General features: G+C 69.4%; 30 protein-coding genes, 1 tRNA gene and 1 pseudogene. 15 read left to right on the top strand and 17 right to left on the bottom strand.

The window, feature by feature from the left end; genetic code table 11:
• Nucleotides 1-10: 10 nt before the first annotated feature.
• From ABD332_RS09610 to ABD332_RS09600, 3 genes are all read right to left on the bottom strand, one after another.
• A complete protein-coding gene (locus ABD332_RS09610; protein ID WP_344501437.1) occupies nucleotides 11-763 on the bottom strand; it encodes an enoyl-CoA hydratase/isomerase family protein in 753 nt (250 codons plus the stop codon).
• Nucleotides 760-2,229 carry a glutamate-cysteine ligase family protein gene (locus tag ABD332_RS09605; RefSeq protein ID WP_344501436.1) on the bottom strand — a complete coding sequence of 490 codons (1,470 nt, stop codon included), beginning with the start codon at nucleotides 2,227-2,229 and terminating at the stop codon, nucleotides 760-762. The genes ABD332_RS09610 and ABD332_RS09605 overlap by 4 nt, the downstream gene beginning before the upstream one ends.
• A gap of 157 nt (nucleotides 2,230-2,386) precedes the next feature.
• Complete coding sequence (locus ABD332_RS09600) at nucleotides 2,387-6,730, bottom strand: hypothetical protein (RefSeq protein ID WP_344501435.1); 4,344 nt, start codon at nucleotides 6,728-6,730, stop codon at nucleotides 2,387-2,389.
• Nucleotides 6,731-7,393: 663 nt separating this feature from the next.
• Between ABD332_RS09600 and ABD332_RS09595 the strand changes: the two genes are divergently transcribed.
• Nucleotides 7,394-8,452: a hypothetical protein gene (locus ABD332_RS09595; RefSeq protein ID WP_344501434.1), complete on the top strand. Its 1,059-nt coding sequence runs from the start codon at nucleotides 7,394-7,396 to the stop codon at nucleotides 8,450-8,452.
• An 8-nt stretch (nucleotides 8,453-8,460) separates the two neighbouring features.
• On the opposite strand, the gene ABD332_RS09590 is transcribed toward ABD332_RS09595, so the two are convergent.
• Nucleotides 8,461-9,177: a hypothetical protein gene (locus ABD332_RS09590; RefSeq protein ID WP_344501433.1), complete on the bottom strand. Its 717-nt coding sequence runs from the start codon at nucleotides 9,175-9,177 to the stop codon at nucleotides 8,461-8,463.
• Nucleotides 9,178-9,464: 287 nt separating this feature from the next.
• Between ABD332_RS09590 and ABD332_RS09585 the strand changes: the two genes are divergently transcribed.
• Nucleotides 9,465-9,965 (top strand): GNAT family N-acetyltransferase, encoded by a 501-nt coding sequence (locus tag ABD332_RS09585; protein WP_344501432.1) that lies wholly within the window; start codon nucleotides 9,465-9,467, stop codon nucleotides 9,963-9,965.
• A 26-nt stretch (nucleotides 9,966-9,991) separates the two neighbouring features.
• Here the strand turns inward: ABD332_RS09585 and ABD332_RS09580 are convergent, their stop codons facing one another.
• Nucleotides 9,992-11,086 (bottom strand): helix-turn-helix domain-containing protein, encoded by a 1,095-nt coding sequence (locus ABD332_RS09580; protein ID WP_344501431.1) that lies wholly within the window; start codon nucleotides 11,084-11,086, stop codon nucleotides 9,992-9,994.
• Nucleotides 11,087-11,267: 181 nt separating this feature from the next.
• Here ABD332_RS09580 and ABD332_RS09575 point away from each other — a divergent pair, with 181 nt between their 5' ends.
• From ABD332_RS09575 to ABD332_RS09560, 4 genes are read left to right on the top strand one after another with little or no spacing between them, the layout of a single operon-like run.
• Nucleotides 11,268-11,795 (top strand): GNAT family N-acetyltransferase, encoded by a 528-nt coding sequence (locus tag ABD332_RS09575; RefSeq protein ID WP_344501430.1) that lies wholly within the window; start codon nucleotides 11,268-11,270, stop codon nucleotides 11,793-11,795.
• A gap of 21 nt (nucleotides 11,796-11,816) precedes the next feature.
• The gene (locus tag ABD332_RS09570; protein WP_344501429.1) at nucleotides 11,817-13,028 is read left to right on the top strand and encodes a DUF4407 domain-containing protein; all 1,212 of its coding nucleotides are present in this window, start codon (nucleotides 11,817-11,819) and stop codon (nucleotides 13,026-13,028) included.
• 43 nt (nucleotides 13,029-13,071) lie between these two features.
• Nucleotides 13,072-14,673: a glycoside hydrolase family 10-like protein gene (locus ABD332_RS09565; RefSeq protein WP_344501428.1), complete on the top strand. Its 1,602-nt coding sequence runs from the start codon at nucleotides 13,072-13,074 to the stop codon at nucleotides 14,671-14,673.
• Nucleotides 14,674-14,708: 35 nt separating this feature from the next.
• Nucleotides 14,709-15,122 carry an SPW repeat domain-containing protein gene (locus ABD332_RS09560; RefSeq protein WP_344501427.1) on the top strand — a complete coding sequence of 138 codons (414 nt, stop codon included), beginning with the start codon at nucleotides 14,709-14,711 and terminating at the stop codon, nucleotides 15,120-15,122.
• Between the two features lie 54 nt (nucleotides 15,123-15,176).
• Here ABD332_RS09560 and ABD332_RS09555 read toward each other — a convergent pair whose 3' ends face one another.
• From ABD332_RS09555 to ABD332_RS09545, 3 genes are all read right to left on the bottom strand, one after another.
• Entirely contained in the window at nucleotides 15,177-15,380 is a 204-nt protein-coding gene (locus ABD332_RS09555; RefSeq protein ID WP_344501426.1) for a CsbD family protein, read from the bottom strand.
• The gene (locus ABD332_RS09550) at nucleotides 15,346-15,960 is read right to left on the bottom strand and encodes a DedA family protein (protein WP_344501425.1); all 615 of its coding nucleotides are present in this window, start codon (nucleotides 15,958-15,960) and stop codon (nucleotides 15,346-15,348) included. Before ABD332_RS09550 ends, ABD332_RS09555 begins: the two co-directional genes overlap by 35 nt.
• A gap of 87 nt (nucleotides 15,961-16,047) precedes the next feature.
• The gene (locus ABD332_RS09545; RefSeq protein ID WP_344501424.1) at nucleotides 16,048-16,911 is read right to left on the bottom strand and encodes an RNA polymerase subunit sigma-70; all 864 of its coding nucleotides are present in this window, start codon (nucleotides 16,909-16,911) and stop codon (nucleotides 16,048-16,050) included.
• A gap of 17 nt (nucleotides 16,912-16,928) precedes the next feature.
• On the opposite strand from ABD332_RS09545, the gene ABD332_RS09540 reads away from it, so the two are divergent.
• Nucleotides 16,929-17,630 (top strand): RluA family pseudouridine synthase, encoded by a 702-nt coding sequence (locus ABD332_RS09540; protein ID WP_344501423.1) that lies wholly within the window; start codon nucleotides 16,929-16,931, stop codon nucleotides 17,628-17,630.
• Here ABD332_RS09540 and ABD332_RS09535 read toward each other — a convergent pair.
• A complete protein-coding gene (locus ABD332_RS09535) occupies nucleotides 17,614-17,970 on the bottom strand; it encodes a YciI family protein (protein WP_344501422.1) in 357 nt (118 codons plus the stop codon). The two genes, ABD332_RS09540 and ABD332_RS09535, sit on opposite strands and share 17 nt — an antisense overlap.
• A 152-nt stretch (nucleotides 17,971-18,122) precedes the next feature.
• On the opposite strand from ABD332_RS09535, the gene ABD332_RS09530 reads away from it, so the two are divergent.
• Nucleotides 18,123-18,512, top strand: coding sequence for a CPBP family glutamic-type intramembrane protease (locus tag ABD332_RS09530; RefSeq protein ID WP_344501421.1), 390 nt, complete (start codon nucleotides 18,123-18,125; stop codon nucleotides 18,510-18,512).
• Nucleotides 18,513-18,529: 17 nt separating this feature from the next.
• Here the strand turns inward: ABD332_RS09530 and ABD332_RS09525 are convergent, their stop codons facing one another.
• The 7 genes and pseudogenes from ABD332_RS09525 to ABD332_RS09500 form a co-directional block, all read right to left on the bottom strand.
• Nucleotides 18,530-19,573 (bottom strand): hypothetical protein, encoded by a 1,044-nt coding sequence (locus tag ABD332_RS09525; RefSeq protein ID WP_344501420.1) that lies wholly within the window; start codon nucleotides 19,571-19,573, stop codon nucleotides 18,530-18,532.
• Nucleotides 19,570-20,091, bottom strand: a complete 522-nt coding sequence (locus tag ABD332_RS09520; protein WP_344501466.1) for a SigE family RNA polymerase sigma factor — start codon at nucleotides 20,089-20,091, stop codon at nucleotides 19,570-19,572. Before ABD332_RS09520 ends, ABD332_RS09525 begins: the two co-directional genes overlap by 4 nt.
• A gap of 328 nt (nucleotides 20,092-20,419) precedes the next feature.
• Nucleotides 20,420-20,866: a DEAD/DEAH box helicase gene (locus tag ABD332_RS09515; RefSeq protein ID WP_344501419.1), complete on the bottom strand. Its 447-nt coding sequence runs from the start codon at nucleotides 20,864-20,866 to the stop codon at nucleotides 20,420-20,422.
• The gene (locus tag ABD332_RS09510) at nucleotides 20,863-21,285 is read right to left on the bottom strand and encodes a DEAD/DEAH box helicase (RefSeq protein WP_344501465.1); all 423 of its coding nucleotides are present in this window, start codon (nucleotides 21,283-21,285) and stop codon (nucleotides 20,863-20,865) included. The genes ABD332_RS09515 and ABD332_RS09510 overlap by 4 nt, the downstream gene beginning before the upstream one ends.
• 101 nt (nucleotides 21,286-21,386) lie before the next feature.
• Nucleotides 21,387-21,467: pseudogene (locus ABD332_RS60030) on the bottom strand (hypothetical protein); the annotation flags it as partial.
• Nucleotides 21,434-21,958 carry a TOTE conflict system archaeo-eukaryotic primase domain-containing protein gene (locus tag ABD332_RS09505; protein ID WP_425552156.1) on the bottom strand — a complete coding sequence of 175 codons (525 nt, stop codon included), beginning with the start codon at nucleotides 21,956-21,958 and terminating at the stop codon, nucleotides 21,434-21,436. The gene ABD332_RS09505 and the pseudogene ABD332_RS60030, both read right to left, overlap by 34 nt.
• A 92-nt stretch (nucleotides 21,959-22,050) precedes the next feature.
• On the bottom strand, nucleotides 22,051-22,332 hold the full coding sequence (locus ABD332_RS09500; RefSeq protein ID WP_344501418.1) for a hypothetical protein: 282 nt from the start codon (nucleotides 22,330-22,332) through the stop codon (nucleotides 22,051-22,053).
• 59 nt (nucleotides 22,333-22,391) lie between these two features.
• Here ABD332_RS09500 and ABD332_RS09495 point away from each other — a divergent pair, with 59 nt between their 5' ends.
• Both ABD332_RS09495 and ABD332_RS09490 read left to right on the top strand, forming a co-directional pair.
• Complete coding sequence (locus tag ABD332_RS09495) at nucleotides 22,392-22,700, top strand: hypothetical protein (protein ID WP_344501417.1); 309 nt, start codon at nucleotides 22,392-22,394, stop codon at nucleotides 22,698-22,700.
• Between the two features lie 3 nt (nucleotides 22,701-22,703).
• Nucleotides 22,704-23,858, top strand: a complete 1,155-nt coding sequence (locus ABD332_RS09490; RefSeq protein ID WP_344501416.1) for a hypothetical protein — start codon at nucleotides 22,704-22,706, stop codon at nucleotides 23,856-23,858.
• Between the two features lie 85 nt (nucleotides 23,859-23,943).
• Here the strand turns inward: ABD332_RS09490 and ABD332_RS09485 are convergent, their stop codons facing one another.
• A complete protein-coding gene (locus tag ABD332_RS09485; protein ID WP_344501415.1) occupies nucleotides 23,944-24,153 on the bottom strand; it encodes a DUF2191 domain-containing protein in 210 nt (69 codons plus the stop codon).
• Nucleotides 24,154-24,200: 47 nt separating this feature from the next.
• Between ABD332_RS09485 and ABD332_RS09480 the strand changes: the two genes are divergently transcribed.
• The 5 genes from ABD332_RS09480 to ABD332_RS09460 all read left to right on the top strand — a co-directional run bounded on the left by ABD332_RS09480 (nucleotide 24,201) and on the right by ABD332_RS09460 (nucleotide 26,333).
• Nucleotides 24,201-24,659: a hypothetical protein gene (locus ABD332_RS09480; protein ID WP_344501414.1), complete on the top strand. Its 459-nt coding sequence runs from the start codon at nucleotides 24,201-24,203 to the stop codon at nucleotides 24,657-24,659.
• A gap of 1 nt (nucleotide 24,660) precedes the next feature.
• Complete coding sequence (locus tag ABD332_RS09475; protein ID WP_344501413.1) at nucleotides 24,661-24,936, top strand: hypothetical protein; 276 nt, start codon at nucleotides 24,661-24,663, stop codon at nucleotides 24,934-24,936.
• Nucleotides 24,933-25,436, top strand: coding sequence for a hypothetical protein (locus ABD332_RS09470; protein WP_344501412.1), 504 nt, complete (start codon nucleotides 24,933-24,935; stop codon nucleotides 25,434-25,436). Before ABD332_RS09475 ends, ABD332_RS09470 begins: the two co-directional genes overlap by 4 nt.
• A gap of 158 nt (nucleotides 25,437-25,594) precedes the next feature.
• A complete protein-coding gene (locus ABD332_RS09465) occupies nucleotides 25,595-26,071 on the top strand; it encodes a DUF6933 domain-containing protein (RefSeq protein WP_344501411.1) in 477 nt (158 codons plus the stop codon).
• Nucleotides 26,072-26,257: 186 nt separating this feature from the next.
• Nucleotides 26,258-26,333: transfer RNA gene (locus ABD332_RS09460), tRNA-Arg, on the top strand.
• Nucleotide 26,334: the final 1 nt, after the last annotated feature.

Below are 26,334 nucleotides of genomic sequence, written 5' to 3'. Positions count from 1 at the left end.
CACAGGGAGGCTACGCCGGGTAGTCGGAGGGCCAGGTCGGGGGGCGGCGGTCTCTGAAGGCGGCCAGGCCCTCCGCCACCTCGGCGGGGTCCTGCCGGGCGGGGCCTTCCCTGCCGTCGATGAACGCCTTGGCCGCGCGGACGCTCAGCTGGGAGCGGGTGGTGATGGTGGCGGCGGTGTCCCGTACCGACGCCGCCAACGCGTCTGGAGCGACGACGGCGTCGACGAGGCCGATGGCGAAGGCGGCCGGGGCGTCGATCAGGTCGGCGGTGAAGAGGAGCAGCTTCGCGCGGGAAGGGCCGACGAGGTCGGCCAGGCGGCGGGTCGTCGAGCGGGGGTAGACGATGCCGAGCTTGGCGGGCGTGATGCCGAAGCGGCTATCGGCGGCGGCGAAGCGCAGGTCGCAGGCGACGGCGAGCTGGCAGCCGCCGCCGACGCAGAAGCCGTCGATGCGGGCGATGGTCGGCTTCGGGAACGCGGCGAGGGCGAGCTCGGCCTGGACGGCGACGCTGTCCTCGCCGTCGGCGGCGATCGCCGCGGCGTCGTCGATGTCGGCGCCCGCGCAGAAGGTGCCGCCGGCGCCCTCGACGACGAGGACCTTGACGGCCGGGTCAGCCTCCAGGTCCTTCAGCAGGACCGGCACGGCGCGCCACATGGCGGCGGTCATCGCGTTGCGCTTGCCGGGGTTGTCGATGGTCAGCGTCGCCACCGGGCCGTCGACCGAAACCCGGACCGCCTCGACGCCGGCACCGGCGGCGGTCACCACTCGTGGACTGGGACGTTGGAGTGCATCCGTGGAAGGTACTCCTCGAGCAGCTTGCGCATGGTGTCGTCGCGGTCGATCTGGCCTGCGCCGGTGATGCGGTGGACGGTGTCGACCTGCCAGGAGGCGCCGTTGCGGGCGGTGAGGCAGCGCTGCTCGATGATGCCGAGGAGCCGGTCGCGGTGGGCGGGGTCGACGCCCCAGCCGTCGAGGCCTTCGCGGGCCATGGGCAGGAGGCGGCGCAGCACGAGCTCGGTGACGGGGACGGAGCCGAGGCCGGGCCAGAAGAGGGAGGCGTCGATGCCGTGGCGGGCGCCGTTGTGGAAGTTCTCCTCGGCGGCGCCGAACGACATCTGGGTCCAGACGGGCCGGTCCTGCTCGGCGAGCCGGCGCACGAGACCGAAGTAGAAGGCGGCGTTGGCCATGCTGTCCACGACGGTCGGACCGGCCGGGAGGACGCGGTTCTCGACGCGGACGTGCGGCTTGCCGTCGACGACGTCGTAGATGGGGCGGTTCCAGCGGTACACGGTGCCGTTGTGCAGCCGGAGCTCGCCGAGCTTCGGGACGCCGCCGTCGTCGAGGACGGCGATCGGGTCCTCGTCCTCGCAGATGGGCAGCAGGGAGGGGAAGTAGCGGACGTTCTCCTCGAAGAGGTCGAAGATCGAGGTGATCCAGCGCTCGCCGAACCAGACGCGGGGGCGCACCCCCTGGGACTTCAGCTCCTCGGCGCGGGTGTCGGTGGCCTGCTCGAAGAGCGGGATGCGGGTCTCCCGCCACAGCTCGCTGCCGAAGAGGAAGGGCGCGTTGGCGCCGAGGGCGACCTGGACGCCGGCGATGGCCTGGGCGGCGTTCCAGTGCGCGGCGAACTGCTGCGGGCTGACCTGCAGGTGAAACTGGACGCTGGTGCAGGCGGCCTCGGGCGCGATCGAGTCGCAGCGGACGTGGAGCCGCTCGACGCCGTCGATCGCGATGAGCAGGTCCTCGCCGCGGGCCGCGAAGATCTGCTCGTTGAGCAGTGCGTAGCGCGGGTTCGCCGACAGGACGTCGGGCGTGAGCTGGTCCCGGCGCAGGGTGGGCAGGATGCCGATCATCGCGAGCCGGGTGTCCACGCCGGCGGCGTGCTCCTCGGCGGCGTTGAGGCTCGCGCGGACCTGCTCCTCGAACCCGGCGAGCCCGTCACCGGCGAGCCGGCGTGGCGGCACGTTGATCTCGATGTTGAACTGGCCGAGCTCGGTGACGAACGCCGGGTCGGCGAGGGCGTCGAGCACGCGCTGGTTGCGCAGGGCCGGGTCGTGGTGCTCGTCGACGAGGTTGAGCTCGATCTCAAGCCCGCTCATGCCGTCGCCGTCCTCGAAGTGCGCGTCCGAGAGCATGCGCGCGAACGCGTCGAGGCATTGACGCACCTTGTCGCGGTACCGCATCCGGTCTTCGCGGCTGAACTCGGTCGTTTCGACGTCCTTGCCCATGGGCCGTCCACCTCCGAAGCCGTCGGTTCATCTGGCATACCACGAGTCGCGGTTTTTTACTCCTGCATCTCAACCTGAAGCGGCTCAGGTCGCCTTTCGATGCCCATGTGCCGGCGTGGCCTGGAGTGCTGGCCCAGCCGATGCAGAAGCTCCGTCATCACGGTGTACCGAGGGACCCGAACAGCTCAGTGTCGAGGCGCAATCGCGCCGTACCGGCGATGCCGCCGATCAACAGAATCTGCGTGTCTTCGTCCGGAGCTGGACTGAAGGTCATCGAGAGCACTGGAGAACCAACGACGACACGGTGGAGTTCGGTCGAGGTTTCGACGTCCCAGAATCTGACGTCTTGGGCATCGGACGCCGATGCGATCACAGGCCGCCCTGCCACCACACCGGCGGTAACTGCGTTGACCCAGCCCGTATGCCCACGCAGCGGTGGCCCGACCGGCTCGCCGGTGTCGAGATCCCAAAGACGAATGCTCCGGTCGTCGCTACCGGAAACAACGACTGTCCGATCGCCGATGTCGAGCGTTGCGAGGTCCAGGATCCAGTCGTCGTGACCGGTCAGCGGCGGCACCGTCAGCGATGCGGTCGCTGCGTCCCAGATACATACGACGCCATCGTCACCACCGGTCACGATCAGCGTGCCGCCGGGTCGCTCCACGACGCGAAGCGCGCGAACGGGGCCGTCATGGTGCCGAATCGGCGCACACCACGGATCGCCGGTCGCCACGCGCCACAGACGGACGGCTCCGTCCTCATGAGCAGAGATCACAACGAGGTCATCGTGTACGTAGCCGGTCCCGACCGCGTTCACAGGCCCGCCGGCACCGTCGAACGACCTGCTCGTCGCGGTGCCGTCGGCCAATGCCTCCGTGAGAATGACCAGTCCGTCCTCCGCCCCCGTCACCGCAATCAGCGACGCGCCATGCCGTCGTGTGCTCAACCCGTTCACCCCACGGCTGTGCCCGACGGCGATTCGATGGAGCGCCGCACCTGAGTCGAGGTCGAGTATCCGGAGGGAAGCATCGCCGCCGGCCGACACGACGACCGGCTTCCCCGCAAGCGTGCCGACGTCGATGGCATTGATGACGTCCGGCGAGCCCAGTAGTGGACCATCGATCTCACGGAGATTCTGCACGTCCCACCTACGGACCGTGGTGTCCAGCGACGCCGAGACCACCACCGGCTGCCCGTCTCTCAGCGCCGCCGCCAGCACGTGGACGCCCCGCTCGTGACTTGTCCAGACAGGCGTCAGCTCCACACGAGTTTCGAGATCCCAAACCCGGATCTCCCGATCTGCTCCCGCCGAGAGCACCGTCGGCCTGCCGTCGCGCTGCACGATGCTGACACTCCAGATGGCTGCGCGATGCGACGTGAAGGGAGCCCCGACTGGCGCCCCCGTTTCAAGGTCCCAGATCGCGACGGTGCCGTCCTCCGAACCGGAGACGATCACATTGCGGCCGCCGGACCACACGGTCGCCATCGCCCTGATCGGCTTGGCGTGTGCAGCGATCGGCACGCCCGGCTGCGTGCCCTCCAAAACACGCCAGTGGCGGATCGTTCCGTCCTCTGCACCAGCGATGACGACGGGTTCCCCGTCCGCCCATCCTCCCGCGAGCGCCCGGATGGCCGGCCCGGAGGCGACCAGTGGGTCGCCGAAACGTTCGCCGGCCGTCAGGTCCCACAGCAGCACCGCACCGTCTTCCGAACCGGACGCGACGATGTCGATGTCGCCGAGACGGACGACGGTCAACGCGGTGACCGGACTCTGATGACCCGCCAGCGGCACGGAGACGGGCTGGCCAGTGGCGATCTGCCAGACCCTGACCGTGGCGTCGTTGGCCCCGGACAGCAGGACGTCCGCACCCTCGCGCCTCGCCTGCGCAAAGGCCCGAACACGGCTGACGTGCCCCAGCAGCGTCGGGCACAGTTCCCGGCCGGTGTCGAACTCCAGCAGCTTGATGCCGCCGTCCGCTCCTGACGCGGCAACGATGCACTGTCCGTCCTCGCCGGTCAACGTCGCCAGCGCCCAGGTCGGACATCCCCAGTTGCCGACCCTCGTGAAGTCGTCACGCCAACGCACCCAGTCGGCGGTAACCATCGGACGAAGACCGGTGAGCGCACTGCGTCGCCCCGCAGCCTTCAGTTGGAATGCCAGCGTGGATTCGCGGGACGCGGTGTCTGCGTCATCGATGAGCGACTCGACCAGCGCCCAGGACTCCAGAGCGGCCGCATCCGGTGCGCTCCCCGCCCGCGCCAGGAGTCGACGTACGTCGCCTCCTGATTCCCAAGGCAGAAACCACGGGGGAACGACCGTGTCGCTGAGGACGCCACCGAGAGCCGCGTGCCGCACAAGATGCCGCCTGACGTAAGCATGTGGCGCCTGAAGTGCGCCTCCTTCGTCGAGCAGCGACAGCAACGCCATGGCGACGACGGCGTGGCCGTGCCGATCGGCTGAGGGATCGTCCATCGGTGGCGCGCCGGCAAGCGTTGCCACCACGAGCTCCGGATTTCGACGGAGGATCTCGCCGATTCTTGCGTGCGCCGGTCGGTAGACCAGGCGATCGTCTTCCACATCGGACGCCAGATATCCCGAGAGACGGCCGTGCTGCACCGCCGCGATGACTGCGTCGATGTCGATTCCGGCGGCTTTCGCATCCGTGTCCGGCATGAGCGCAGCGGCGACGGTCGACCATACATTGGCCCATGGAAGGCCGGCTCCCAACGAAAAGGCGACGGCTCGGAGCACTGCGACCACGTGATCGACCGCGAGGTCGAGCCGTTGCGACTCTTCCCGGATGTCCGCTTTCAACAGCGAGACGGTGCCGGCTCGCAGGCGGCCGAAGAAGGCGGCGGATGACCCTTCGGGCCTTCTGCCTGACATCTTGAGTCGTGCGGCGGCGAACCGGGCGTCCAGAAACGATGGGCTGACTTCTTCGGCGATCAGTTCGGCGGTCCTGAGCGTCTCCCGAAGCCGGCTTGCCGGCAGCCGGTCCAAGTCCTCTCCGGACAACAGGATCCGCTGCACGTATTCCGTGATGTCATGGGCGACGTCGGCCGTCGAGTCTGTCCGGATCAGCGCCCAGACGGCATCCGGGCGGACGTTTTCCGCCACCTTCATGAGCAGGCCCTGCAGCCCCGCGCCGCGCAGGACGGCACCGCTGGGGCGGTCGGACCGGACACCGACGATCAGGCGGACGAGCGGCTCGCCTGTGTCGTTCGCGACCGCCAGGAGCCGGCCCAGGAGGCCAGACACGATCAGTTCGGGCTGCACCGCCTCGTCGACACCGTCGATGACGATCGAGATCGTCCGGTCCTCGGAGCGAAGCCGCTCGACGATGGTGTCGAGGACAGTGCCGTCGGTGGGGGTGTCGGGCTCCACGGCGAGGAACGAGGCGAGCCGAGCAGCCAGATCGCCGAAGGTGGAATTTCGCGCGTACAGGGCCACGTCCACCGACCCCAGCGGCGGAACCGCATCCGCGCCGAGGTTCCGTACGGCCTCGTGAAAGGCCGGATCGTCGCGGAACGTCGGGTCGCTCAGCACCGTCACCTGGGCCAGAATTGCGGACTTGCCGCTGCCCGCCTCGCCGGTGACGACGACAACGCCCGACCCGCGGGCAAGGAAGTCACACAGGACTCGCAACTCGTCGCGGCGTCCGGAGAAATACCAGGCACTCGGCTCGTCGGAGTACCGACCCGAGGCACGCGAGCTCCAGTACGGCAGAGCGGACAACTCCTGTGCGAGCTGCCGGCGGACCGCCTCGACAGGTGGACCGACCGGCCGGTAACCCGGGTTCGGAATACACCGGGTGGTCGCAGGGGTCGGCGACGAACGCGGCCACACCCACAACGGCTCGAGGAGCGAGTCGTCTTCCTGGAAGAGATTCGCCATCTCAACCGCGAAGTCCTGAAACGACAGGTATCGCCGCGCATAACCGCTCTGCGGGCTGCGGAACCGCTCGTACAGCCTGGCCAACACCGCGGCGAACTCGCCGACGCGGGGCTTCTCGTCGAAGTCACCGACCGTGATGACAGCAAGTGTCCTGAGACGCCGACGATCGAGGGGCAGCGACCGCAGTCGCTCGGCGAGTTCCGCGTGCAGCGCGCCCGAATGGCAGGAATCGACGAAAACGAGAATCTGCTCGGCACTCGACGACAGGACACGCTCCACGAGGTCCGCCGTGACGAGCGCCGTGTTGCGCAGGTTCGCCTCTTCGGAGCCTGGCAGCAGAAGGAAGTGGCGGCGCGAAGAGTCCTGCACACCGTGCCCTGTGATGTACAGGACGGTCGGCTGGTCACGGTGGAGACCTGCCAGACCCTCCGACCGGACGAGGTCTTCCAGCTCGTCCAAGCTGTGCGGATGCAGGATCGACAGCCTGCAGGCCTCACTTTCGACGCTCGATTCGCCGAACCAGCTCACGACGACATCGACCTGCTCGTCAAGCGCTATCCGAAACTCGTCGTCGAATGCCGGATATTCTCTCGGGGCAATCACCACGACGCGACGTGGGCGCTCCGTGGTCATTTCGGACGGCCGGAGGGCGGAAATCCCGCATCGAACCCGATCTCGACACATTGCGCGGGAACCCGCACCCGGAACGCCGTCAAATCGCTTTCTGATCGCCACGGCGCGCAATAATCCCGCGCTTGTGTCACGATGTGTTACCTCCTGATGCGACGGCGACTGTCACCATGCTGTGCATCGGTCTGTCCAAATAGTCTAACCGCGTCACGGCATCACCTCGACGACACGAGACCACAGGCACCTGCGGTTGTCACCAACTTTTTGATCCGATATTGACACATTCCTGACGATCATCACTTCCTGCACGTCGCCGGCGGAAGCCTTCGGCCGTAGTGACAACATCGCGGCCCGCTGATGTGGTGGACAAACCAACTCGCAGCGGAGGCCGCCGTGCTCGGACTGTTGGACATCGCTCATGGCGGCACGACAATTGCCGCGTCGATCGGGCTGCTCGCGGCAGTTGCTGGAATGCGAGGCCGGCGATTGCAGTGGGGGCATCCGGCTCCAGCCGTGGCCGCAAACAACTCCGCTGCGAGCCTCCACATCATGACCAGAGGGCCGGCGCCGCGAGCGCCCCGCCCGGCGATCCGCGACGTTCTCGTAGCCTCCCCGGCCCCGGCACGCAGGCCTCCGGCAGTGGCGGCACCGAAGATCGACGCCGTCATCGTGCCGCGCCGCGACCCGGCCACGCCTGTGGACAACGCGATCCGCACCGCATCTGCCGCAGGGGCTCCACTGGTCGTATTGGACTCGCCGGACGGCGTGGCCGCGCCGCCGGCGGACAGCGTCGCGTTCCGTGCGGCGCTCGACTCGGGCAGTGCGGCGCGGCTGACGTTGCCCGAAGCGTGGGACCCGACCGCGGCATTGTCCACGTCGAATCATGAGTCCGCGGATCGCCATCGGGACACTCCGGCGAAACGGAACGCAGGGATGCTCCTGGCGAGAGCCGCTGGGTGGCGGCACGTGCTCTTCATGGACGATGACATCGACCCGCTCGGCAGCGACCACCTCGACGCCACGCGGCAGGCGCTCGCCGGGCGAGGCAGTGGGACCGCGTCACAGATCGCGGCATGGGCATTCGTGGACGCGCACGACCGGTCCGTTGTCGGTCACGCCTGCGCGACCGCCGGCATGCCGACCATTTCGCTGATCGGCGCCGGAGCGATGGCAATCGACTGCCGGTCAGCCGTTTCGTTCTTCCCCGCCCTGTACAACGAAGACCTGCTGTTCGCCATGACCTCGGCAACACTCGGCGGCGCCGGCGTCACTCCCGTGGGCACAACCCTGCACCAGCGCGCTCGACGGGCGGATACCTTCGCCTCGCCGTCGCTGGCGGCACGCCAGGAGTTCGGCGAGCTTCTGGCGACTGGCCTCATGGAGGCGGAACTGGACAGCGAGCGGCTGCACATCCAGACGCAGATCGACTTCTGGCGGCACGTGGTATGCGATCGGATGACCTTGCTCGTCCAGCTCGCGGTCCAGCTGCAGGCAGGGCGTCACGCCGCTGCCGCGCGTTGCGTCGCGGAAGCAGCAGCCTGCCATGCTCCGGAACTGCCGGCGCAGTTGGCCGGCTATACCACCCAGCTGATCCGCGACCATGAGACCTGGCAGACAATGCTGGAACGCCCAGTGCAGGCACTCGGGAAGCATGCCGGGCCGTGGCTCGAGACACTGGAAACACGTGCCCGCGTCTGATGCCCCGGCTAGCCGGCTCGCCGATGCACCTCAATACGGTCGAAGGACGGCTCACCAGGTGGGACATGGACGGTGAAGATGTCGCGCGACCTGACCAGCACGAACCGCCACATGCCCGTCGCGGTGCGCTGCTCCTGCCGGACGGCGAACCGATCCACGTGTGGTGCGTGCTCGGGCCATGCATCGGTGACGGCACCGAGCGCCGCCGCCAGCGCCTCAGCCCGCGCCAGGGGCGTGTCGGCCGTCGCATCCGACCGCCCCGGTGCCGACCTCCGTCCGCGAAAGCTCACGACCGCATGCTTCAACAGGTCGTACGCGAGATTTCCGGTTACGCCGCCGGCCAGGACACCAGCAAGATCAACCGCGATGTCGACGGCCGGACCGAGATGCAGATCCGCGTAGGTCACCGCGCCGTCCTCAACCTGAAGACGATCGAGGTTCCGCAGTCCTCGCTCCGCGGAGAACATCGCAACAATCGTCGACCTCGCCGGCGCATGGACGAGCCATTGGGTCAGCAGCAACAGGTCGGCATCTCCGGTCGCCGCGTCATCACGCGCAGCGCACAGCTCAGCCGAACGGCGGAGTACCGAACCTTCTTCCGCCGCGTCGTGCTCCGTCCAGGACGCGGTGCCCGCCAGCGCGACCCATCGATCAACGACATGAAGGCCGGCATCAGCGAACTGCCGCACGACAGGCCCGGCCCAGTCCTTCTCGCCCGGAATCACCCGAGATTCCAGAGAACCGCCGTCGGGTGAGGTCGCGTATTCGTGCCCACAGATCACACATCGCCAGGCCGACGGGGCACCAACCCGCACCGATCTGCGGAGCGGTGGACGGGGAGAGCATTGATGCCGCGCTTCAGCCCTGGCATTTTCCTCGGGCACCATTTCCTGGTGAATGAGCGCCTCCGCCTGATCAGAACCTACGAATACCTTAGCGCTCGGATGCCATCCAGCGGAACCCATCCCTCGGTGGGGCAGACACCCACCTCGCATGCAGGCATCATTGTGGGATGCCGATTGATCAGGTGCGGATGACGCAAGCGACGGACACCGACACGGATCGAGTGGTCGCAGCGCTGGGCGGTGCTTCGTTCGTCGCAGATCGCCGGCGGCAGCTCGCCGGCGGCAGCGGAGTCCTGCTCGCGGCGTGGCGCGAAGCAGAGGCCGTGGGCTGCGTCTACATCTCGTTCGAAGAGGCGGACGAGGCGGAGCTTCGCGAGCGCCGGCCGGGCACGCCTGTCCTGCACCGTCTCCTGGTGGTTGAGCACCTGCGCAGGCAGGGTATCGGGCGCCGCTTGATGCAAACCGCGGAAAACGTCGCTCGCGACCGAGGATGCGCCCGTATGGCGCTGGGCCTCGACCTCGACAACATCGACGCGGAGCGTTTCTATCGTCGTCTTGGATACACCGAATGGCCCTATGGCCTGCTTGACACATTCTATATCGCGACCGTCGACGGTCGCGAAGTCCGGGTCCCCGAGCAATGCCGGGTGATGGAAAAGCATCTCTGACGGCAGAGCACCGTTCATGACCGGATTTATCTACCTTCTGGCGGCCATTCGTGGAGCCGGCTCTCAGGAGCCGTCCAGTCCGGGGTCAAGACCTCGCCCCTGACAATCTGGACCGTCGTCAGGATGCTGAAGGTGTCCCGCTGAGCGAACCGGGTGGCGAGGTATCCGCCGTTGCGGTCGCGGAACCTTGCATCGGTCAGCGAGCGCACGGCGCCGTAGGTGCCGCGGGCGAACATGCCGTTGAAGATCGTGACGGTGCGGAGCCGGTTGTACGGGTTGGGCGCGCGATAGAAGTGGGCGACGTCCTCGACGAGCTGGCCGTCGACGAGGGTGGGCGCGAAGACGTGGGTGTCGTCGCCGGCAGAGACCTGGAACGCGGCGCCGGTCTCGTCGTCGCCCAGCCGGTCGTGCTGGGTGACGGGGACGTCGAGGCGGGTGAGCAGGGTGCGGGTGAGGAAGTTCCAGTCGACGCCGCCGAGCACGACGAGGTGGGTGGTGAGGTCGTCGGCCGAAAGCGCGTCGTCGGCGCGGACCCGGACCTGGCTCAACGGGTTGGCGGCGCGGAGGTGGCCGTGCAGCTCGAGGAGGGTGTCGAGGTCGGCGTACGTGTAGGACTCGGTGTAGTCGGGTTCGGCGGGGTCGACGTAGGGCATGTTGCGCCGGAACTCGGGTGGGAGCCGGGCGCAGGCGATGGTGATGGGGCGGCCGTCGGCGAAGAACAGGGGTCCGCTGTGCAGGCGGCGGAGCTCCTCGTCGGCGGGCCGGACCGGGCGGGCGCCGCCGCTGGTGCCGTTGGCGGCGTCGCGGAGGGCGAGCAGCTCCTCCTCCAGCTCGCGGCGGCGGGCCTGCTCGTCGCGGTCCAGGTCGTCCTCGCCGATGAGCTTCGCGCGGCCGGCGGCGAAGGAGCGCGGGGTGCAGAACAGCCGCGCATAGGCGTTGATGCGGGCGGTCGGCGGCAGGTCGGGCTTGCCCGGCGACTCCCATGAGGAGATGAGCGGCGGGCTGACGCCGAGGGCCTTGGCGAGCTGACCCTGCGTGATCCCCGCGCCGCCGACGTCGGTCCGCAGCGACTTCAGCCGCGCCGCGAGGCGAGCTTTCGCGTTCGATGTCGGCGCCGCCATCAGCATCCTTACGTTCTGGACTTCAGAATGTGGATGAACATTCCTGACGGATTTCACCACAGCAAATACGTCGTCGGCAATCCTCAGTCGATTCGCGCTTCAGTCAGGACTGAAGTTCAAGTTGACGTCAGACAGGGCAGAATCCGCGGATCGACCCGGAAACACAGGGCAGTATTACTGCGTGCTGTCGGACCATCTGGAGGTCAGGCCCGCGATCGGGCGTGAGCTCGACCTCGTGGTCGCCGCGTTCGGCGATGCCTCGTTCTTCGCCGAGCGAATGGCACGACAGGCAGAGGACAACGGCGTCCTCCTGGTGGCGTGGCTGCACGGCGAGGTCGTGGGCTGCGTCTACGTGTGGTTCGAGGACGCCGAAGAGGCCGAGCTGCGCAAGCACCTGCCGGGCGTGCCGCTGCTCAACCGGCTGCGGGTCGTCGAGCGGCTGCGCAACCGGCGGATCGGGACCGCGCTGGTGCGCGCCGCCGAGCAGGTCGTGCGCGAGCGGGGGCACGCGCAGCTGGCGCTGGGCATCGGGCTGGACAACGCCGACGCCGAGCGGCTGTATCTGCGGCTCGGGTTCGCCGAGTGGCCGCACGGGCTCGTCGACACGCACTACGTGGTGTTCAAGGACGAGCGGGAGGTGCGCGAACCGGAGTTGTGCCGGATCCTGGTGAAAGAGCTGAATCAGGAAATGCCCCTTAAACGCGACTAATGTTCGCGTACCGTCAGGCGCATGGCCGACCGTTCGCTGCTCCTCCGGGTCGCCAACGTGAACCCCGCCAGCGTGCGGACCCACACCGACCGCGCGCTGTACCGCTCGATCGCGGTGTTCATCCTGCTGTACGGCCTGTACGCGATCGTCGGCGCCGCGACCTTCGTCGACGCCACCGCGAACTACACGCACCCGTGGTGGCAGTGGCTGGTCGGCCCGCCGGTCGCGGCCGCCGTGATCGCCTACGACCGGGCCGTCGTCGGGCGGGTCGCGGTCAGCTACGACAACCTCGACTCCCCCGACCCGAAGCACCTGCTGCGGCGCGGCACGTTCGGCCTGTACGCGGGCCGGCTGCTGCTCGCCCTGCTGTTCGCCGTCGTCATCACCGAGCCGCTCATGCTCGCCAGGTACAAGGGCGAGATCGACGCGTACCTCGGCACCGTGCACAACCGCCAGCTGATCCAGCTGGAGCAGTCGGGCGCGATCGCCACGTTCGCCGGGCAGGTCGACGCGCTGCGCCGGCAGGACGCCGCCGACGACAAGGCCGTGGCCGACCTGCACCAGCTCGCCGCGACGAAGCGGGCCGAGGCCGCCGAGGTGTACGACCGTGCCCTCGCCGACTCCCGCGCCGACGGCGTCACCCAGCGGGCCGGCTGCCCGCCCGGCGGGTTCTGCGACACGCTCGTGCGGCAGTCCAGGGCGCTGACCGCCGAGGCGACCCGCCTGGACGACGAGGCGGCCGCGCTGCAGAAGACCCAGGAGAGCGCCCGCCTCGACCGGGCGAAGCAGGTCGCCGCGCTCAACGAGCAGATCACCGAGCAGCGCACCGACAACCGGCGGTCCGTGGAGGCCGGCGCGGGCTTCGGCGCCCGGACCACCGCGATGTGGCACCTGGTCAAGAGCGACTTCTGGGGGTTCGGGTTCTTCTACCTCGGCGTCGCGGCGCTGCTGGTCTGCCTGGACTGCGCGGCGGTGTGGCTCAAGCTGGTCTCGCACGGCAACGCGTACGAGCGGACCGAGGCCCGCGACGCCCGCCGCCGCGAGCTGACCGCCACGAAACGCCACGAGCAGCAGCTCAAGGTCGCCGGCGCGGCGCAGGAGGTGGCCGGCGACGGCCTCGACACGATCGTCGCGGAGCGCCGGCTCGTCGACGCCGCGGTCGAGCAGGCGACCGCGCGGCTCATGGCGGAACTGGAGGAGCAGTCCCTCCCCTCTTCGTCCAGAAGTTCCTGAATCGCTTGCAATGGGGGCTTCGGCACCCGGCAGACTGGTCGACGTGCGTCACAGCCTCCCCCGCCGCCCCCCTGTGCTGCCGGTCGTGATCGGCATCGTCCTGGCGGTGGTCGCCGGGGTGGGCGCCGTCAGGGCCGTGTGGGTGAGCTCGACGTCCTCCAGCGCCTCGCCCGACGGCCGCGGCGGTGACCGCGCCGACCGGTCCAGGCCCCGCACCGGCTCCGGCACCGACCTGCGGTGCGACGGGGTGCCGCTGAACGCGCCGCGGGAGCTGCGCGGCATCTGGATCACCACGGTCGAGAACATCGACTGGCCGAGCCGGCCGGGGCTGCCCGACGAGCAGATCAAGTCGGAGTACCTGGGCTGGCTCGACCTCGCCGGCAAGCGCAACCTGAATGCGGTGTTCGTCCATGTACGACCCAGCGGCGACGCGCTGTGGCCGTCCGCCTACGCCCCCTGGTCGGAGTGGATCACGGGGGTACGGGGGAAGGCGCCCGGCTTCGACCTGATGCGCTGGATGATCGACGAGACGCACGCCCGCGGACTGGAGTTCCACGCCTGGTTCAACCCGTACCGGGGCAGCCAGCCGGCCCCGGGCGGCGCCGGCTCCGACATCAACGCGCTCGCGCCCGACCACCCGCTGCGCAAGCATCCGGAGTGGGCGGTCGTCTACCCGGCGGCCGGCACCACCGGCAGCCGCCTGCACTTCAACCCGGGCATCCCGGCCGCCCGCGAGTTCGTCGAGGACTCGATGCTGGAGGCCGTCAAGAAGTACGACGTCGACGGGGTCCACTTCGACGACTTCTTCTACCAGTACCCGGTCGGCAAGCAGGACTACCCGGACGCCGCCGCCTACGCGCAGTACGGCAACGGCCTCAGCCGCGCGGACTGGCGGCGCGACAACGTCAACAAGCTCGTCCAGGAGATGCACGACAAGATCCGCAAGCTGAAGCCGTGGGTGAAGTTCGGCATCAGCCCGTTCGGCATCTGGCGCAACGACCGGACCGACCCGGCCGGCTCCCCGACCCGCGGGCTGCAGTCCTACGACGAGATCTACGCCGACACGCGGCTGTGGGTGCAGCGGGAGTGGCTCGACTACATCGTCCCGCAGCTGTACTGGAACATCGGGTTCGACGTCGCGGACTACGCGAAGCTGCTGCCCTGGTGGGCCGCCGTCGTCAAGGACACCGACGTGCAGCTGTGGATCGGCCAGGCCGACTACCGCGTCGGGCAGTCCGGTGCCTGGTCCGACCCCGGCGAGCTCGACCGCCAGCTCGCCCTGAACCGGAAGTATCCGCAGGTCACCGGCAGCGTCCACTTCAGCGCCAAGAGCATGCGCAGCGACACCCTCGGATCGGTCTCCCGCTACGCCGCCAGCTTCTACTCCACGCCGGCGCTGCCGCCGGTCATGGCGCAGCTGCCCGCCGACGTGCCCGCGCCGCCGTCCGTCTCGATGTCCGGCACCACGCTCACCTGGAAGGGCAAGGGCGTCAACTCGGCCGTGTACCAGGTGCGGGGCTCCTCGGCGAAGCTGCTGGCGGTGCGCCGCGGCGGGGACGGCTCGCTGACCGTGCCGGACGCCGCCGCCAGCTACTGCGTGACGGCGCTGGACCGCTCCTGGAACGAGAGCACTCCGGCGAGGTGATCCCGGGTCATCCTGGGCCCGACGAGTCTCAGGCGATGACCAGCTTCATCTCCGACCAGGACTTCACGACCCCCGCGCACGTCCGGGCCACCGCCGACTTCCAGGAGCGCGAGGAGCGCCGGGAGTCGTCGCCGGCCCCGTTCCTCGCCGTGGTGTTCCTGGCCGCCGTCTGGCTGGTGGTGTCCGCGGTGCCGATCGGCTACATCGGCGCCGCCCGCTACGACGTCTTCTGGAGCGACGCCGTCGTCGGGATCGCCGTCGCGATCGTCACCATGGTCCGGCTGCTGCGCCCCACACCCGCGCTCACCTGGGTCACCGGTGGACTCGCCGGATGGCTGCTGCTGGCGCCGCTCGTGCTGCAGTACGGGTGGAGCGGCCCCACCGCGAACGACCTGATCGTCGGGCTGGTCATGCTGATCTGCACGGGACTGTCCGCTTCCTCGTCCTGAACAGCCTTCGGGGCCACCCCCGGTGGTGCGGGGCGGCCCCGAGATGTGGCAGGTTCAGCTCGTCCGGTGCGTGAACGCGTCCTTGACGTCCTCGCCGGCGTCCTTGACATGGTCGCCGGCCTGCTTCGCCTTGGCGGCGGCCCGCTCGGCGGCGCCTTCGGCCTGCAGCCGCTCGTTGTCCGTCGCGTCGCCGAACTTCTCCTTGGCGGCGCCCTTGAGCTCTTCAGCCTTGTGCTCGACCTTGTCCGTGAAGCTCATCGCTGATCCTTCCGTTCGGTCCCTCGTGCTGCTTCTTTGGTGCCCTCGCTTGCCGGATGGCAAACACCGCCGTCACTGCGATGGACACCACGCTGCCGACCCCGGCCGCCGTGTACGGCTGGTCGAACACCCTTCCGCCGAGGTATCCGAGCGACACCATGTAGCAGCTCCACAGCACCGCACCGACCAGCAGCGCGGGCACGAACCTGCGACGCGGGAACCGCGCGTAACCGGTCGCGAGCGCCACCGCGGTGCGCCCCATCGGCACGAACCGGCCCGTCGCCACGATCGCGCCGCCGCGCCGTTGCAACGCCCCGCTCACCTTGGTGAGGACCCGCCGCGGCCGGCCCTTGCCCGTCCACCTGCCGAACAGCCGGCGCCCGCCCCGCCGCGCCGCCTCATGGGTCAGCAGGTCCCCGGCCGCGACCGCCGCCACCGTCGCGACCAGCACCACCGGCAGCCTGAGCTGCCCACCCGCCGCCAGCGCACCCCCCGCGATGACGCTCGTCTCCGCCGGCAGGAACGGCAGGAGACAGTCCCCCACCAGCAACACGAAGATCACAACGTAGGCCCACTGCATACCTCAACCGTGCCCGCAGCACGCTTTTTCGACACCGGTGCCAGCCCGCCGATCCACGGTGGTGCAGCCCCTACCACCGGCCCGTCTCTACCACCGGTCGAAGAGGGCGACGATGGCCGGGTCGTGGAAGGCGATCATCTCCGTGATGCGCCCGTCGGACACGTGCAGGACGGAGACGCCGAAGGGTTGCCAGGCGGGCTCGCCGGGCGGGCGGATGTGGGCGACGACGGCGGGGCGGTGGTTGGCGGTGGTGCAGCGGATGTGGATCTCGCCGAGGGCGGGGCGACTGGCTCGCAGGGCCTGCTCGACGGCCGGGCTTCCCTGGTACCAGATGCGCAACGGCGGCATGGAGGCCCTGACGTCGTCGGCCAGGAGGCGCACCATGGCGGGGATGTCGGCGCGCTGGAACGCCTCGGCGTAGCGGCGGGCGACCTCGTGATCGGCGGGGGTGGCCGGCTCGGCGGGGGCGGGCACGCGGGCCTTCGCCCGCTGCAGGGCGCTGTTGACCGCGGGGACGGTCATCTCCAGCAGCGTCGCGGTCTCCGCGGCCGACCAGTCGAGCACGTCGCGGAGGATGAGCACGGCCCGCTGCCGCGGCGGGAGGTGCTGCAGCGCGGCGAGGAACGCCAGCTCCACGCGCTCCTTCGCCAGCAGGGCACCCTCCGGGCCCTTGTGCTCCAGGAGTGCGTCGGGGACGGGCTCCAGCCAGTGCTCGGCCTCACCGGGGGCGAGGTCGACCGGCAGCGCGCGCCGCGGGCGGCCCTTCAGCGCGTCCAGGCAGGCGTTGGTGGCGATCCGGTAGAGCCACGTGCGCTCCGACGAGCGCCCGTCGAAGGTGTCCCGGGCCCGCCACGCCTTCAGATACGTCTCCTGCACCAGGTCCTCGGCCTCGTGCAGCGAGCCCAGCATCCGGTAGCAGTGGACCTCCAGCTCGCGGCGGTACTCCTCCACCACCGTATGTTAGGGCGATGTGGACGGACTACCGGAAGCGCGTGCTCTTCGAGGACGACGCGGTGCTGGTGCTGGACAAGCCGGCCGGGGTGTCCGTGATGGGCGAGCGGCACGAGTCCGATCTGGTCAGGATGGCCGCCGAGGCCGGCGAGACGCTGTTCCCGGCGCACCGCATCGACAAGGTCACCTCAGGCGTGATCCTGTTCGCCAAGGACCTCGCCGGGCACGGGGCGCTGACGCGGCAGTTCAACAAGCGGACCGTCCGGAAGTCGTACCTGGCGGTCGTGGCGCCCGGCGGGCTCCCCACGACCGGCACGATCGACCTGCCGCTGAGCGTCGGGCGGAAGAACCGGGTGCGGATCGCGGCGCCCCGGGAGGCGATCACGCTGTCCGGTGACGTCTGGTCGGTGCCGCCCGAGGCGGTGTTCGACCAGGTCCCGACCTATCCGTCTGTGACGGAGCTGCGCGTGCCGTGGCAGGACGAGCAGCGCGCCCTGGTGGTCGCCGACCCGTTGACGGGCCGGCGCCACCAGATCCGGGTGCACCTCGCGTGGATCGGCCACCCGATCGTCGGCGACCCGCTGTTCGACAAGGCCGCCACCGGGCGGACGCACCTGCACGCATGGCGGCTGTCGTTCGACCACGCCGGGACCCGGATCACCGTGGAGGCTCCGGCGCCCGAGGAGTTCCCGGTGTTCGACGTCAGCCTGCTGGACTGAACACCTGGTGCACCTCGGCCTCGCCCTCCCAGCCGGGCCACAGGTCGCGGTGCAGCTTCATGAACCGGCTGGTCCACTCCGTCGCCTCGGCCTTCGTCCGCACCTGGTACAGCGCGTAGCTGATCATCTCCTTCGTCTCCGCAAACGGCCCGTCGACCACGTCGAGCGCGCCGCCGGTGACCGTGACCCTGGCGCTGTTGACGCTGGGCGCGAGGCCCGCGGTGTCCAGCAGCGCCCCGGCGGCGGTGGCGTCCTCGCCGAGTTGCATGATCGCGGCCATCAGCTCAGGCGGAGGCGGGGTGCCGGGGGTCGTCCCCTTCAGCAGCACGAGATAGCGCATGTTCCACTCCTATCAACGGGTGTCCTCGCCGGTACCTCGAACGGGCCAGGCCCGATCCGACATGCTCTCGGGAAGAGGTATGGCTGGCCCTACCCCTGACACGGTAGACAGCGGGCTGTATCCGGCCGCCCGCCGTTCGTAGCGTCACATCCATGACGATCGGCACGCTGTCGTTGCACCGCAGGCTTCCTCCGCGGCTGTACCTGCTGCTGCTGCCGAGCCTGTTCGCCATCGCGCTCGGGCTGGCCATGCTGCTCGGCACGGACCACCGACCGGCCGTGCTGCCGCTGCTGCTCCTGGTGGTGGCCGCGCCGCAGGAGCTGTTCTTCCGGGCGTACCTGCTGCCGCGGACGCCGCTGCAGGGCACGCCGGCGATCCTCGGGTCGGGGCTGCTGTCGGCCCTGCCGTTCGCGCTCTCCGGCCTGTTCCCCTACATCCTCGTCATGCACCTCGTCCTGACGGCGGTGACCGTCCGGTTCGGCAGCGTCCGGCTCGGCATCGCCGCGCACTGCCTGCTGGCGCTCGCCGTCCTCGTCGCCTGACGAGCCGTCCTCGTCGCCTAGCGGGTCGCCGACGTCGGCCACGCATCGGGGTTGGTCAGGTCGTCGTACACCTGCAGATGCTCGACGTACCAGGCCGCCTCATCCTCGCTGAGCAGGTCGGCGTGGAACGCGGTCGCCTCCAGCACGTACAGGCTGACCGGCCCGAACTCCGGGACCCACAGCCCCCGCATCCCGTCGGTGAGCCACTGCGCGGACCTGCCGGCCACGACCCGGTCCGGCGCGAACCGCGCACCGTCCGCCGCCGCGGGCTCCGCCGCCCACAGCCGCACCCGCTCGGCGTCCGCCTGCGTGACGACCAGCCCCGACCAGGCCCACTCCCGCCCTTTCCCAATCGCCGTCTGGCACTCGACCCACCGCGCTCCGGCCGGCAGCTCCGACAGCCGCATCGGCGTCACGCACCGCTGCACCCGGTCCAGCCGCACCGCGCCGTACACCCGCTGCGCCGCCGCCAGGTCCCGCGCCCACACCGCTACGAAGATCCCGTCGACCGGCTCCCACCGCAGGTCGGTGAAGCGCTGCCCGTTCCCCGGGTCGAACGTGTCCGCCCGGCCCGGCCGCCCGCCGACCGTGACGTCGACGGCCGCCGAGCTCAGCGGCCGGAGCCCCCGCTTCAGGTCCACCACCGTCGGCGCCACGTACACCGCGGCGACCAGCTCGTGGTCCTGCCCGTACACGCTCACCGACTCCCGGTCCTCCCCGGAGACCCAGTCGACCACCCCTACGTCGTCGAACGCCTTCAGGTCCAGGTCCAGGTGCAGCAGCGCCGGATCCCCACCGATCCCCTCCGGCCGGCTCAGTGCCGACGGCACCCCCAGCGCCACGGGCAGCGTCGTGTCCTTGCGTTGCGGCAGCATCGCCTGTACGCCCAGCGCCGCCCCCACGATCAGCACCACCGCGGCCGCCACACCCGCCGCCCGCCGGCGCGCCCGCATCCGGCCCGCCCTTCGCACCGCCCGGCGGGCCAACTCCCCGACCTCGACCTGCGTTGCCCCGGCCCGCGCCGCAAGGCTCCGCACCAGCTTGTCTTCCATGCCGCTCATGCCTCCGCCTCGCTTCCGCTCTCGTGTTTGCTCTCGTGCACGGCGCCGTGCTCGCTCAGGCGGGCGCGGAGCCGGTGCAGCGCGCGCATGGCGTGGGTCCGGACCGTCGTCTGCGAGCACTCGAGCACCCGCGCGATCGCCGCGTCGTCGAGGTCCTCGTAGTACCGCAGGACCACCACCGCCCGCTGCTTGAACGGCAGCGCCGCCACCAGCCGCCACAGCTCGTCCCGGTCCGCGGCCTCCCCGCTCAGGTCACCCGCCGCAACCGCCTCGGGCGCCCGCTCGACCGGCACCTCCCGATTGGCCCTGCGCCGCCACCACGACCGCGACCCGTTGAGGATCAACCGCCGCACGTACACCTCAGGGTCATCGACCCGCCGGATCCCCTCCCACCGCAGGTACGCCTTCGCCAGCGCCTCCTGCACCAGATCCTCGGCCCGATGGTCATCCCCGGTCAGCAACACCGCGAACCGCACCAGCCCCACCCCCCGAGCCGCGACGAACGCCTCAAACCCCACGACGTGCACCTCGGACGGTTGCAGGGTCACCACGCTTCGTCTCCCTCGGTAGGCCTCCACCCCACAGAGTCCCCGCCCACCCCCACCTGTTGACCCCCGAGCCCGCCAACTTTTCCCGCGCCCACAACACCCGGACGGACCGGCGTGCCACCGCGCCCCGCCCCGTGCGACGACCTACGAGCGATCGTCGCCGACAGCGCCCCACCCGCATGATCGTCGAACGCGACGGCGGGTGACGGACACGGTCGCCGAACGCGACGGCGGGTGACGGACACGGTCGCCGAGCAGCAGGCGCGGTCTCGCGGCACATGCCCTCGCTGTCGCTTCATCAACATGCCCAGGCGCTGGTGAAGCCGAGCGCGCGGTACCCGGGCATGCGGCGCTGGAGCGAGGCGGCGAGGATCGGCGTGGCGCGGTCGTGGTAGTCATGGACCTCAGCGACGGCCTTGCCGGGCGCGGCACGGATCACCCGGCCGGCGCACTGGACGAGCAGCCCGTCGTAGGAGACCGGCGCAGCCAGGAACAGCGTGTCGAGGGCCGGCGCGTCGAAGCCTTCACCGATGAACGGCGTGGTGCCGATGACCAGTACGCCGTCTCCGGCTTTGGCGTCGGCGAGCTGGCTCACGATGGCGCGCCGGTCGCTGGTCGACATGCCACCCTGCAGTACGTACGCCTGGCGGCCCCGCGAAGCGAACGCGGAGTTCAGCGCCTCCACGTGTGCGACTCGCCTGGTGAGCACCAGGCAGTCGCGCCCGCGCTGCAGGGCGGCGGTCACATCGGCGACGAGTTGGGCGTTGCGTGCCTGGTCGACGGCGATGGCGCGGTGCGCTTCGGCGATCGCAGCGGACGGCTCGGCGTCACCGGAGCGGAACTCGAAGGCGGTCTCGCGCAGGTACAGCAGCCGCCGTGGTCCCGCGTCGGCCTCCCAGGCGTCCAGCAGTGTGCCTTGATCGTTGCCGGGCGGGTCATGCGTGATCGTGTGCCGGACGGGTCCGAGTTGCAGAGGACGAGCTCACCGAGTCCGTCACGCCGCGCCGGGGTGGCGGTGAGGCCGAGCCAGAACTGCGCGGCGATGCTTTTGACCGAGTGGTCGTACGCGGCGGCCGCGAGATGGTGGCATTCGTCGACGATGACGTGCCCGTAGCCGTTGGTGAGTTCGGCGACGTCGTCACGCCTGGCCAGGGAGGGCAGCATGGCGATGTCCACACCCCGCTGAGTTTGCGCCTGCCGCCACCGACCTGCCCTGGCTTGAAGCCCAGGAACTGCTCGATCCGGGCGCGCCACTGCTCGGCCAGTGCCTTCCGGTCGACGAGCACCAGGGTCGCCGTTCCCCGCTCGGCGATCACCGCGCAGGCCATGACTGTCTTGCCCGACCCTGGCGGTGCGACGAGGAGGCCGTCGTCATGCGCGAGCAACGCGCCGACCGCCGCGCTCTGCCTGGTGTCGAGTGCGGCTCCAGCGTCGCCAGGTCGAGGAACGCCGTCAGCCCGTCCCTGCGGCGCCGGCCCTGCAGCGGCGCGGCGATCAGGTTGCCGAAGCCGCCCTCGGGCAGGACGTCCTGGTTCGGGAACAGCCGGTCGTAGGACCGCAGGTCCATCGTGCCGCGCAGCACCGTGGCCTCGTGGATCAGCGCGGTGCCGACGCAGCGGGCAGTGGCTGCGGAGATCGCTTCGGTGAAGAACACCCACACGTGTGCGCCACGCCCGGACTGGGAGATCTCGAGCGCCGCCGGTACCCCGCCGGCGCGAGCCGCTTTGGTGTAGGCGAGCGCGTCGAGCATCGCGGCCGAGCCGTCGAAGTCCGCCACGACGAAGTGGCATGAGTTGTCGCTGAGCAGGGGGTACAGCCCGATGAAGATGTCACCCACCAGGTGCGCCGAGAGGACCTCGGCGGTGAGCGGGAGATACGTGGCAGCTCTCCGATCGGCTCCCTTGCGTCAGCCGCCAGCGACCGCGGGCATCATCCGCTCGTGCCGGTTCGGTTGTTCTCCCACCGCACCGCGTACACGTCGGCCCGGGCCCGGAACCGGTCGGCGTACAGGGCCAGTTTGTCCGCCACCGGCGACGCCATATGGACCAGGCCCGGCGGTGCGACGGCCGCGGACAGCTGCTCCGGCGGTGCAGCGGTGTCCTGACCCCGCAGGTCCAGCAGACGCGACAGGCGGACGTTCTCCGCCCGCAAACGCTCCAGTTCACGGCGCAGCCGGGCAAGCTCGCTCTCCACCGTCACGTCGGCGCCCATGGCAGGATCGTCGCACGCTCTTCATCACCGCTACCGATGGTCTCCGCTATCCTCCGGCGGTGGGTTCGCTGAGCCGGAAAGAACTCGATGCGCTGGTCGAAGACGCGACCGTCGACTGCTGCAACGAAGATGAGCAGCTGACCGGCCTGTACACCATGATCGAAGACAACCTCGCCATGCCATTCGCCACGCAGGTCCTCGGCGTCGAGGTCACGGTCCGGAAGGTGGACCTGAGGGGCCAACGGATCGTGGCGATCTGCCACCGTGGTCGGGAGCGGCAGGCGATCGCCATCCTGGACCTCCCGTTGCCCGATCCGCCGCCGGACGGTTCGGAGTGGATCGAGGCGTACCGGCACTGGGGCGGATGACCCGTGAGCGAGTACCAGTACTACGAGTTCGTGGCGATCGACCGGCCGCTGACCGCAACGGAGCAGAACGAGCTGCGTGCGGTGTCGACCCGTGGCCGGATCAGCGCGTCGAGCTTCGTCAACGACTACCAGTGGGGCGACCTGAAGGCCGATCCCCGCGACTGGATGAAACGCTACTTCGACGCCCACCTGTACCTGGCGAACTGGGGCACCCGCCGGATCGCGCTGCGACTGCCGACATCACTGCTGGACCCGGCGCTCGCGGCGACCTACTGCGTGGGTCACTCCGCATCCTCGGTGAGCACGGGCGAGCATGTGATCCTCGACCTGCACAGTGAGGACGAGGACGGCGATGAGGAGTGGTGGGAGGACGAGGCCGCCCTCGCGTCGATCGTCCCCGCCCGGGCGGAACTGGCCGCCGGCGACACCCGCCTGCTGTATCTGGCGTGGCTGCTGTGCGTGCAGAACCAGGAGTTGGACGAGGACTCGCTGGAGCCGGCGGTACCACCCGGCCTGGCCGACCTGTCAGGTCCGCTGCGCAGCCTCGCCGACTTCCTCCGCCTGGACGAGGACCTGCTCGAAACGGCGGCGGAGACCAGCGCGCCGCTGACCACGAAGGCGCCCTCCGCAGCGGCGTTGACCAAATGGGTGAAGCACCTGCCGGCGGCGGACAAGGACCAGGTCATCGTGCGGCTGCTCCGCGGTGACGGCGCGCACCTCCGTGCCGAGCTGCTGCGCCGGTACGGCGGCGGCGCGCCTATCGAGCCCGCAGGCGGCGGCCGCACGGTGGGTGAGCTGCTGGCCGGCGCGCAGCGTCGCTGGGCGGCACGGGAGCGGCAGACCCAGGAGCGCAAGGCGGCCGAACAGGCACGCCGGGAAGCGGCGGCCGCGGCCGCCAGCGAGCAGCGCCTTGACGAACTGGCCGCCGACCCGGAACAGGCGTGGCAGCGGGTGGCGGAGCTGATCGCGACCAAGAAGCCCAAGGAATACGACGCCGCGGTCGCACTACTGGCCGATCTGAAAGCACTCGGCGAGCGCGACGGCCAACGCAAGGCGTTCCGCGGACGGATCCATCAGTTGTGCCAGGCGCACGCCCGCAAGCCGAGCCTGCTGGACTGCCTGGAACGCGCCGGTCTGTACGTGAGCACGGCTGGCTGAGTACGACATGAGCGCGGGGTCCAGGAGCGCAGCCTCAACCTGATCGGAAGAGCCCGCGCCGCGGTCCAGGCCAACCGAACTGTGCTCACGGCCGGTAGTTGCCCTTGTCCAGCAGATGATCGAACGCCCCGGTAGCGGCGATCTCGGTCAGCTCATCCAGGGCCCTGGCCCGGCTCTGGATAGCGGCCACCTCACGCAGCGCGGTGTTGACAAGGTCCTTCTGCGTCTTCGTTCCGAGCAGGGCGTTCGTCTCCGCCAGCGCATCCAAGGCGACATCGATGAGCTCCTTGGCCATATCCAGTCCTTGCATGCCTCGCTGATGAGGCCCGGAAGGTCCCCGGCGTGGACATCCAGCTCCGCGAGCCGGCTGTCACTTTCGGCCTGCAGGTCGCGCAACCGTTCCGCGCGGTTGACCGATGCCAGCATCTGCTCTCGCATCTGCCGTCGGCGAGCAATCCGCTCGGCGTCGTTCCGGAGCGGGTCGGCAACTCGAGCTTTTGCCTTTACGTCCCGCCAGTTCGAAGCATTGGTGAGGTCCGCGACCTGGCACTGCGTGAGTCCAATGCGCTTGCGTTCTTCGGCGAGGTGGAAGGCGCTGACCCACGCCTCGGTTCGTGCCCGTTCGGCGCTCAGCGCGTCGCTGTCTCCGTCGTCGAGCTCGGCGCGGATGTCGTCCCAGTCGTGGAACTCAGTCATGAGCCTCCCATCTGTTGCGTTCGAGCGCACAAAGCCAGCCGGTCTCCACACGACATCATATGGCCTCCTCTGTGGCACATAAATAATTTTGTGCTACAGTATTGACATGTCGGTCCGGTTCACCGAAAGTGCAAGGAAGCATGGCTTTACCGAGGACGAGGCGGTGTACGCCATCGAGAACGCGGTGGGACACGTCCAGCACTTCACGGATCCTCAGCCTCCGGCCAATATTCGACCCCATCTGTTCGTCGGTCCACGCAGCCTCACGGATCACACGTTGCTCGAGGTCTTCCTCGAAGTTCGAGGAAGTACGGTCACGGTCTTCCATGTCATGGAGGCCCAGAAGCGCAGTCTCAACCTGATCGGAAGGAGTTATCGATGACCTCCGAGCCGCATACGGCTAACACTCCCTTGCCGGTCGACGATTACGAAGCAGCGGCACGGTGGGCGGAGAACGCCACCTTCGATCCGAACGATCCCACCGTGGAGCGAGGCGAGGTTGCCGCCGCCAGCGGGCGCGCCTTGCTGCAAGCCGCCCGGGTGGCGGACGAGCAGGTACCGACTGCCGACGACTACGAAGCAGCGGCGCGATGGGCCGAAACGGCCACGATTGATGCAGACGCAACGGTGGAGTCGGGCACTGCCGCCGCCGAGAGCGGGCGGGCGCTGTTGCGCGCTGCTCGCGCCGGCAGGCCGGCGCTCGATGCGCAGAATGAGCCGGGACAGGCCTCACCAGTGCGCCGTTTCCGGCTGTCAGTAACACTCAACGCGGAGCTTGACGACTTTGTGAAAGCCAGCAAAGCCCGCGGCCACGACACCACGCCGAGCGATGTCATGCGCGCTGCGCTCGCCGAATACCTGCGCTCTCATCCAGCAAGCTGAGGGTTCGTGCCGGAGAGTGCAGGGGTAGCAACCTGTCACTCTTCTGGCTGAAGAAGATCGGCACCGCCAAAGACGACCGGCGTAATCACCGGGCCGGCCGATTGCCGCCACCGATGCGCTCAACCATCGAACGGCTACGTCACGGACATGATGTTGCGGTGCTGATCCTGCGTGCGACCAAGAAGCTCCGCGACCGGATCGGCGCGCCGGACCTGCGCGTGGGTGAGCAGTCCACCACCGCACTCGGCGAGTGGTACGCCACCCGGTTCGCGTGGCGACTGGACGTGTTGCTGCTGGTCAACGAGCCGACCCTGTTACCGATCCTCCTGCCGCTCGCACCCGCCGCCACCGCCCTGTCCCGCGCTGCCGACCGCATCGCGGCGACCATGGCCACATATGGCGCCGACGACGCGATGATCGCCGACGAGGTCGAACAGATGCGCACCCGCCGGATCGTCCCGACCGCCAACCGTAGCGTCGTCGGGATCATGACCGAGTTCACGTTCCTCGCCGATCACAGTAGAGGACGGGACCTTGACGACCTGGAGGCCTGGCTGGCCGCCACGCCGTGCAGCCCGCTGTACCGCACCCACACCACCCCGAAGAACGCCTTCCGGCATCAGCTTGCTCAATGAGTGCTCGGCGAAGCGGACCAGCGAAGGTCATGGCGGGCCAACCCGGCATACCGGACGTACCGCATTGGTCGCAAACGCCGATTGGGTGATCGGCGGCCGGTCTCACCAGCCCGAACGCACCGAGGTCACGCGGGGGCGGGATATGCCGACGCAGGTCAGCGTGGGCGTCGGTACACTGTGCTCCGCGCCCTCGTAGCTCAGGGGATAGAGCAACGGTTTCCTAAACCGTGTGTCGCAGGTTCGAATCCTGCCGGGGGCACCAG

Source organism: Dactylosporangium maewongense (assembly GCF_039531485.1).
GTDB classification, from domain to species: domain Bacteria; phylum Actinomycetota; class Actinomycetes; order Mycobacteriales; family Micromonosporaceae; genus Dactylosporangium; species Dactylosporangium maewongense.
Note: the sequence above shows the minus strand (reverse complement) of the source record. Positions and strands in the feature narration are given on the sequence as shown.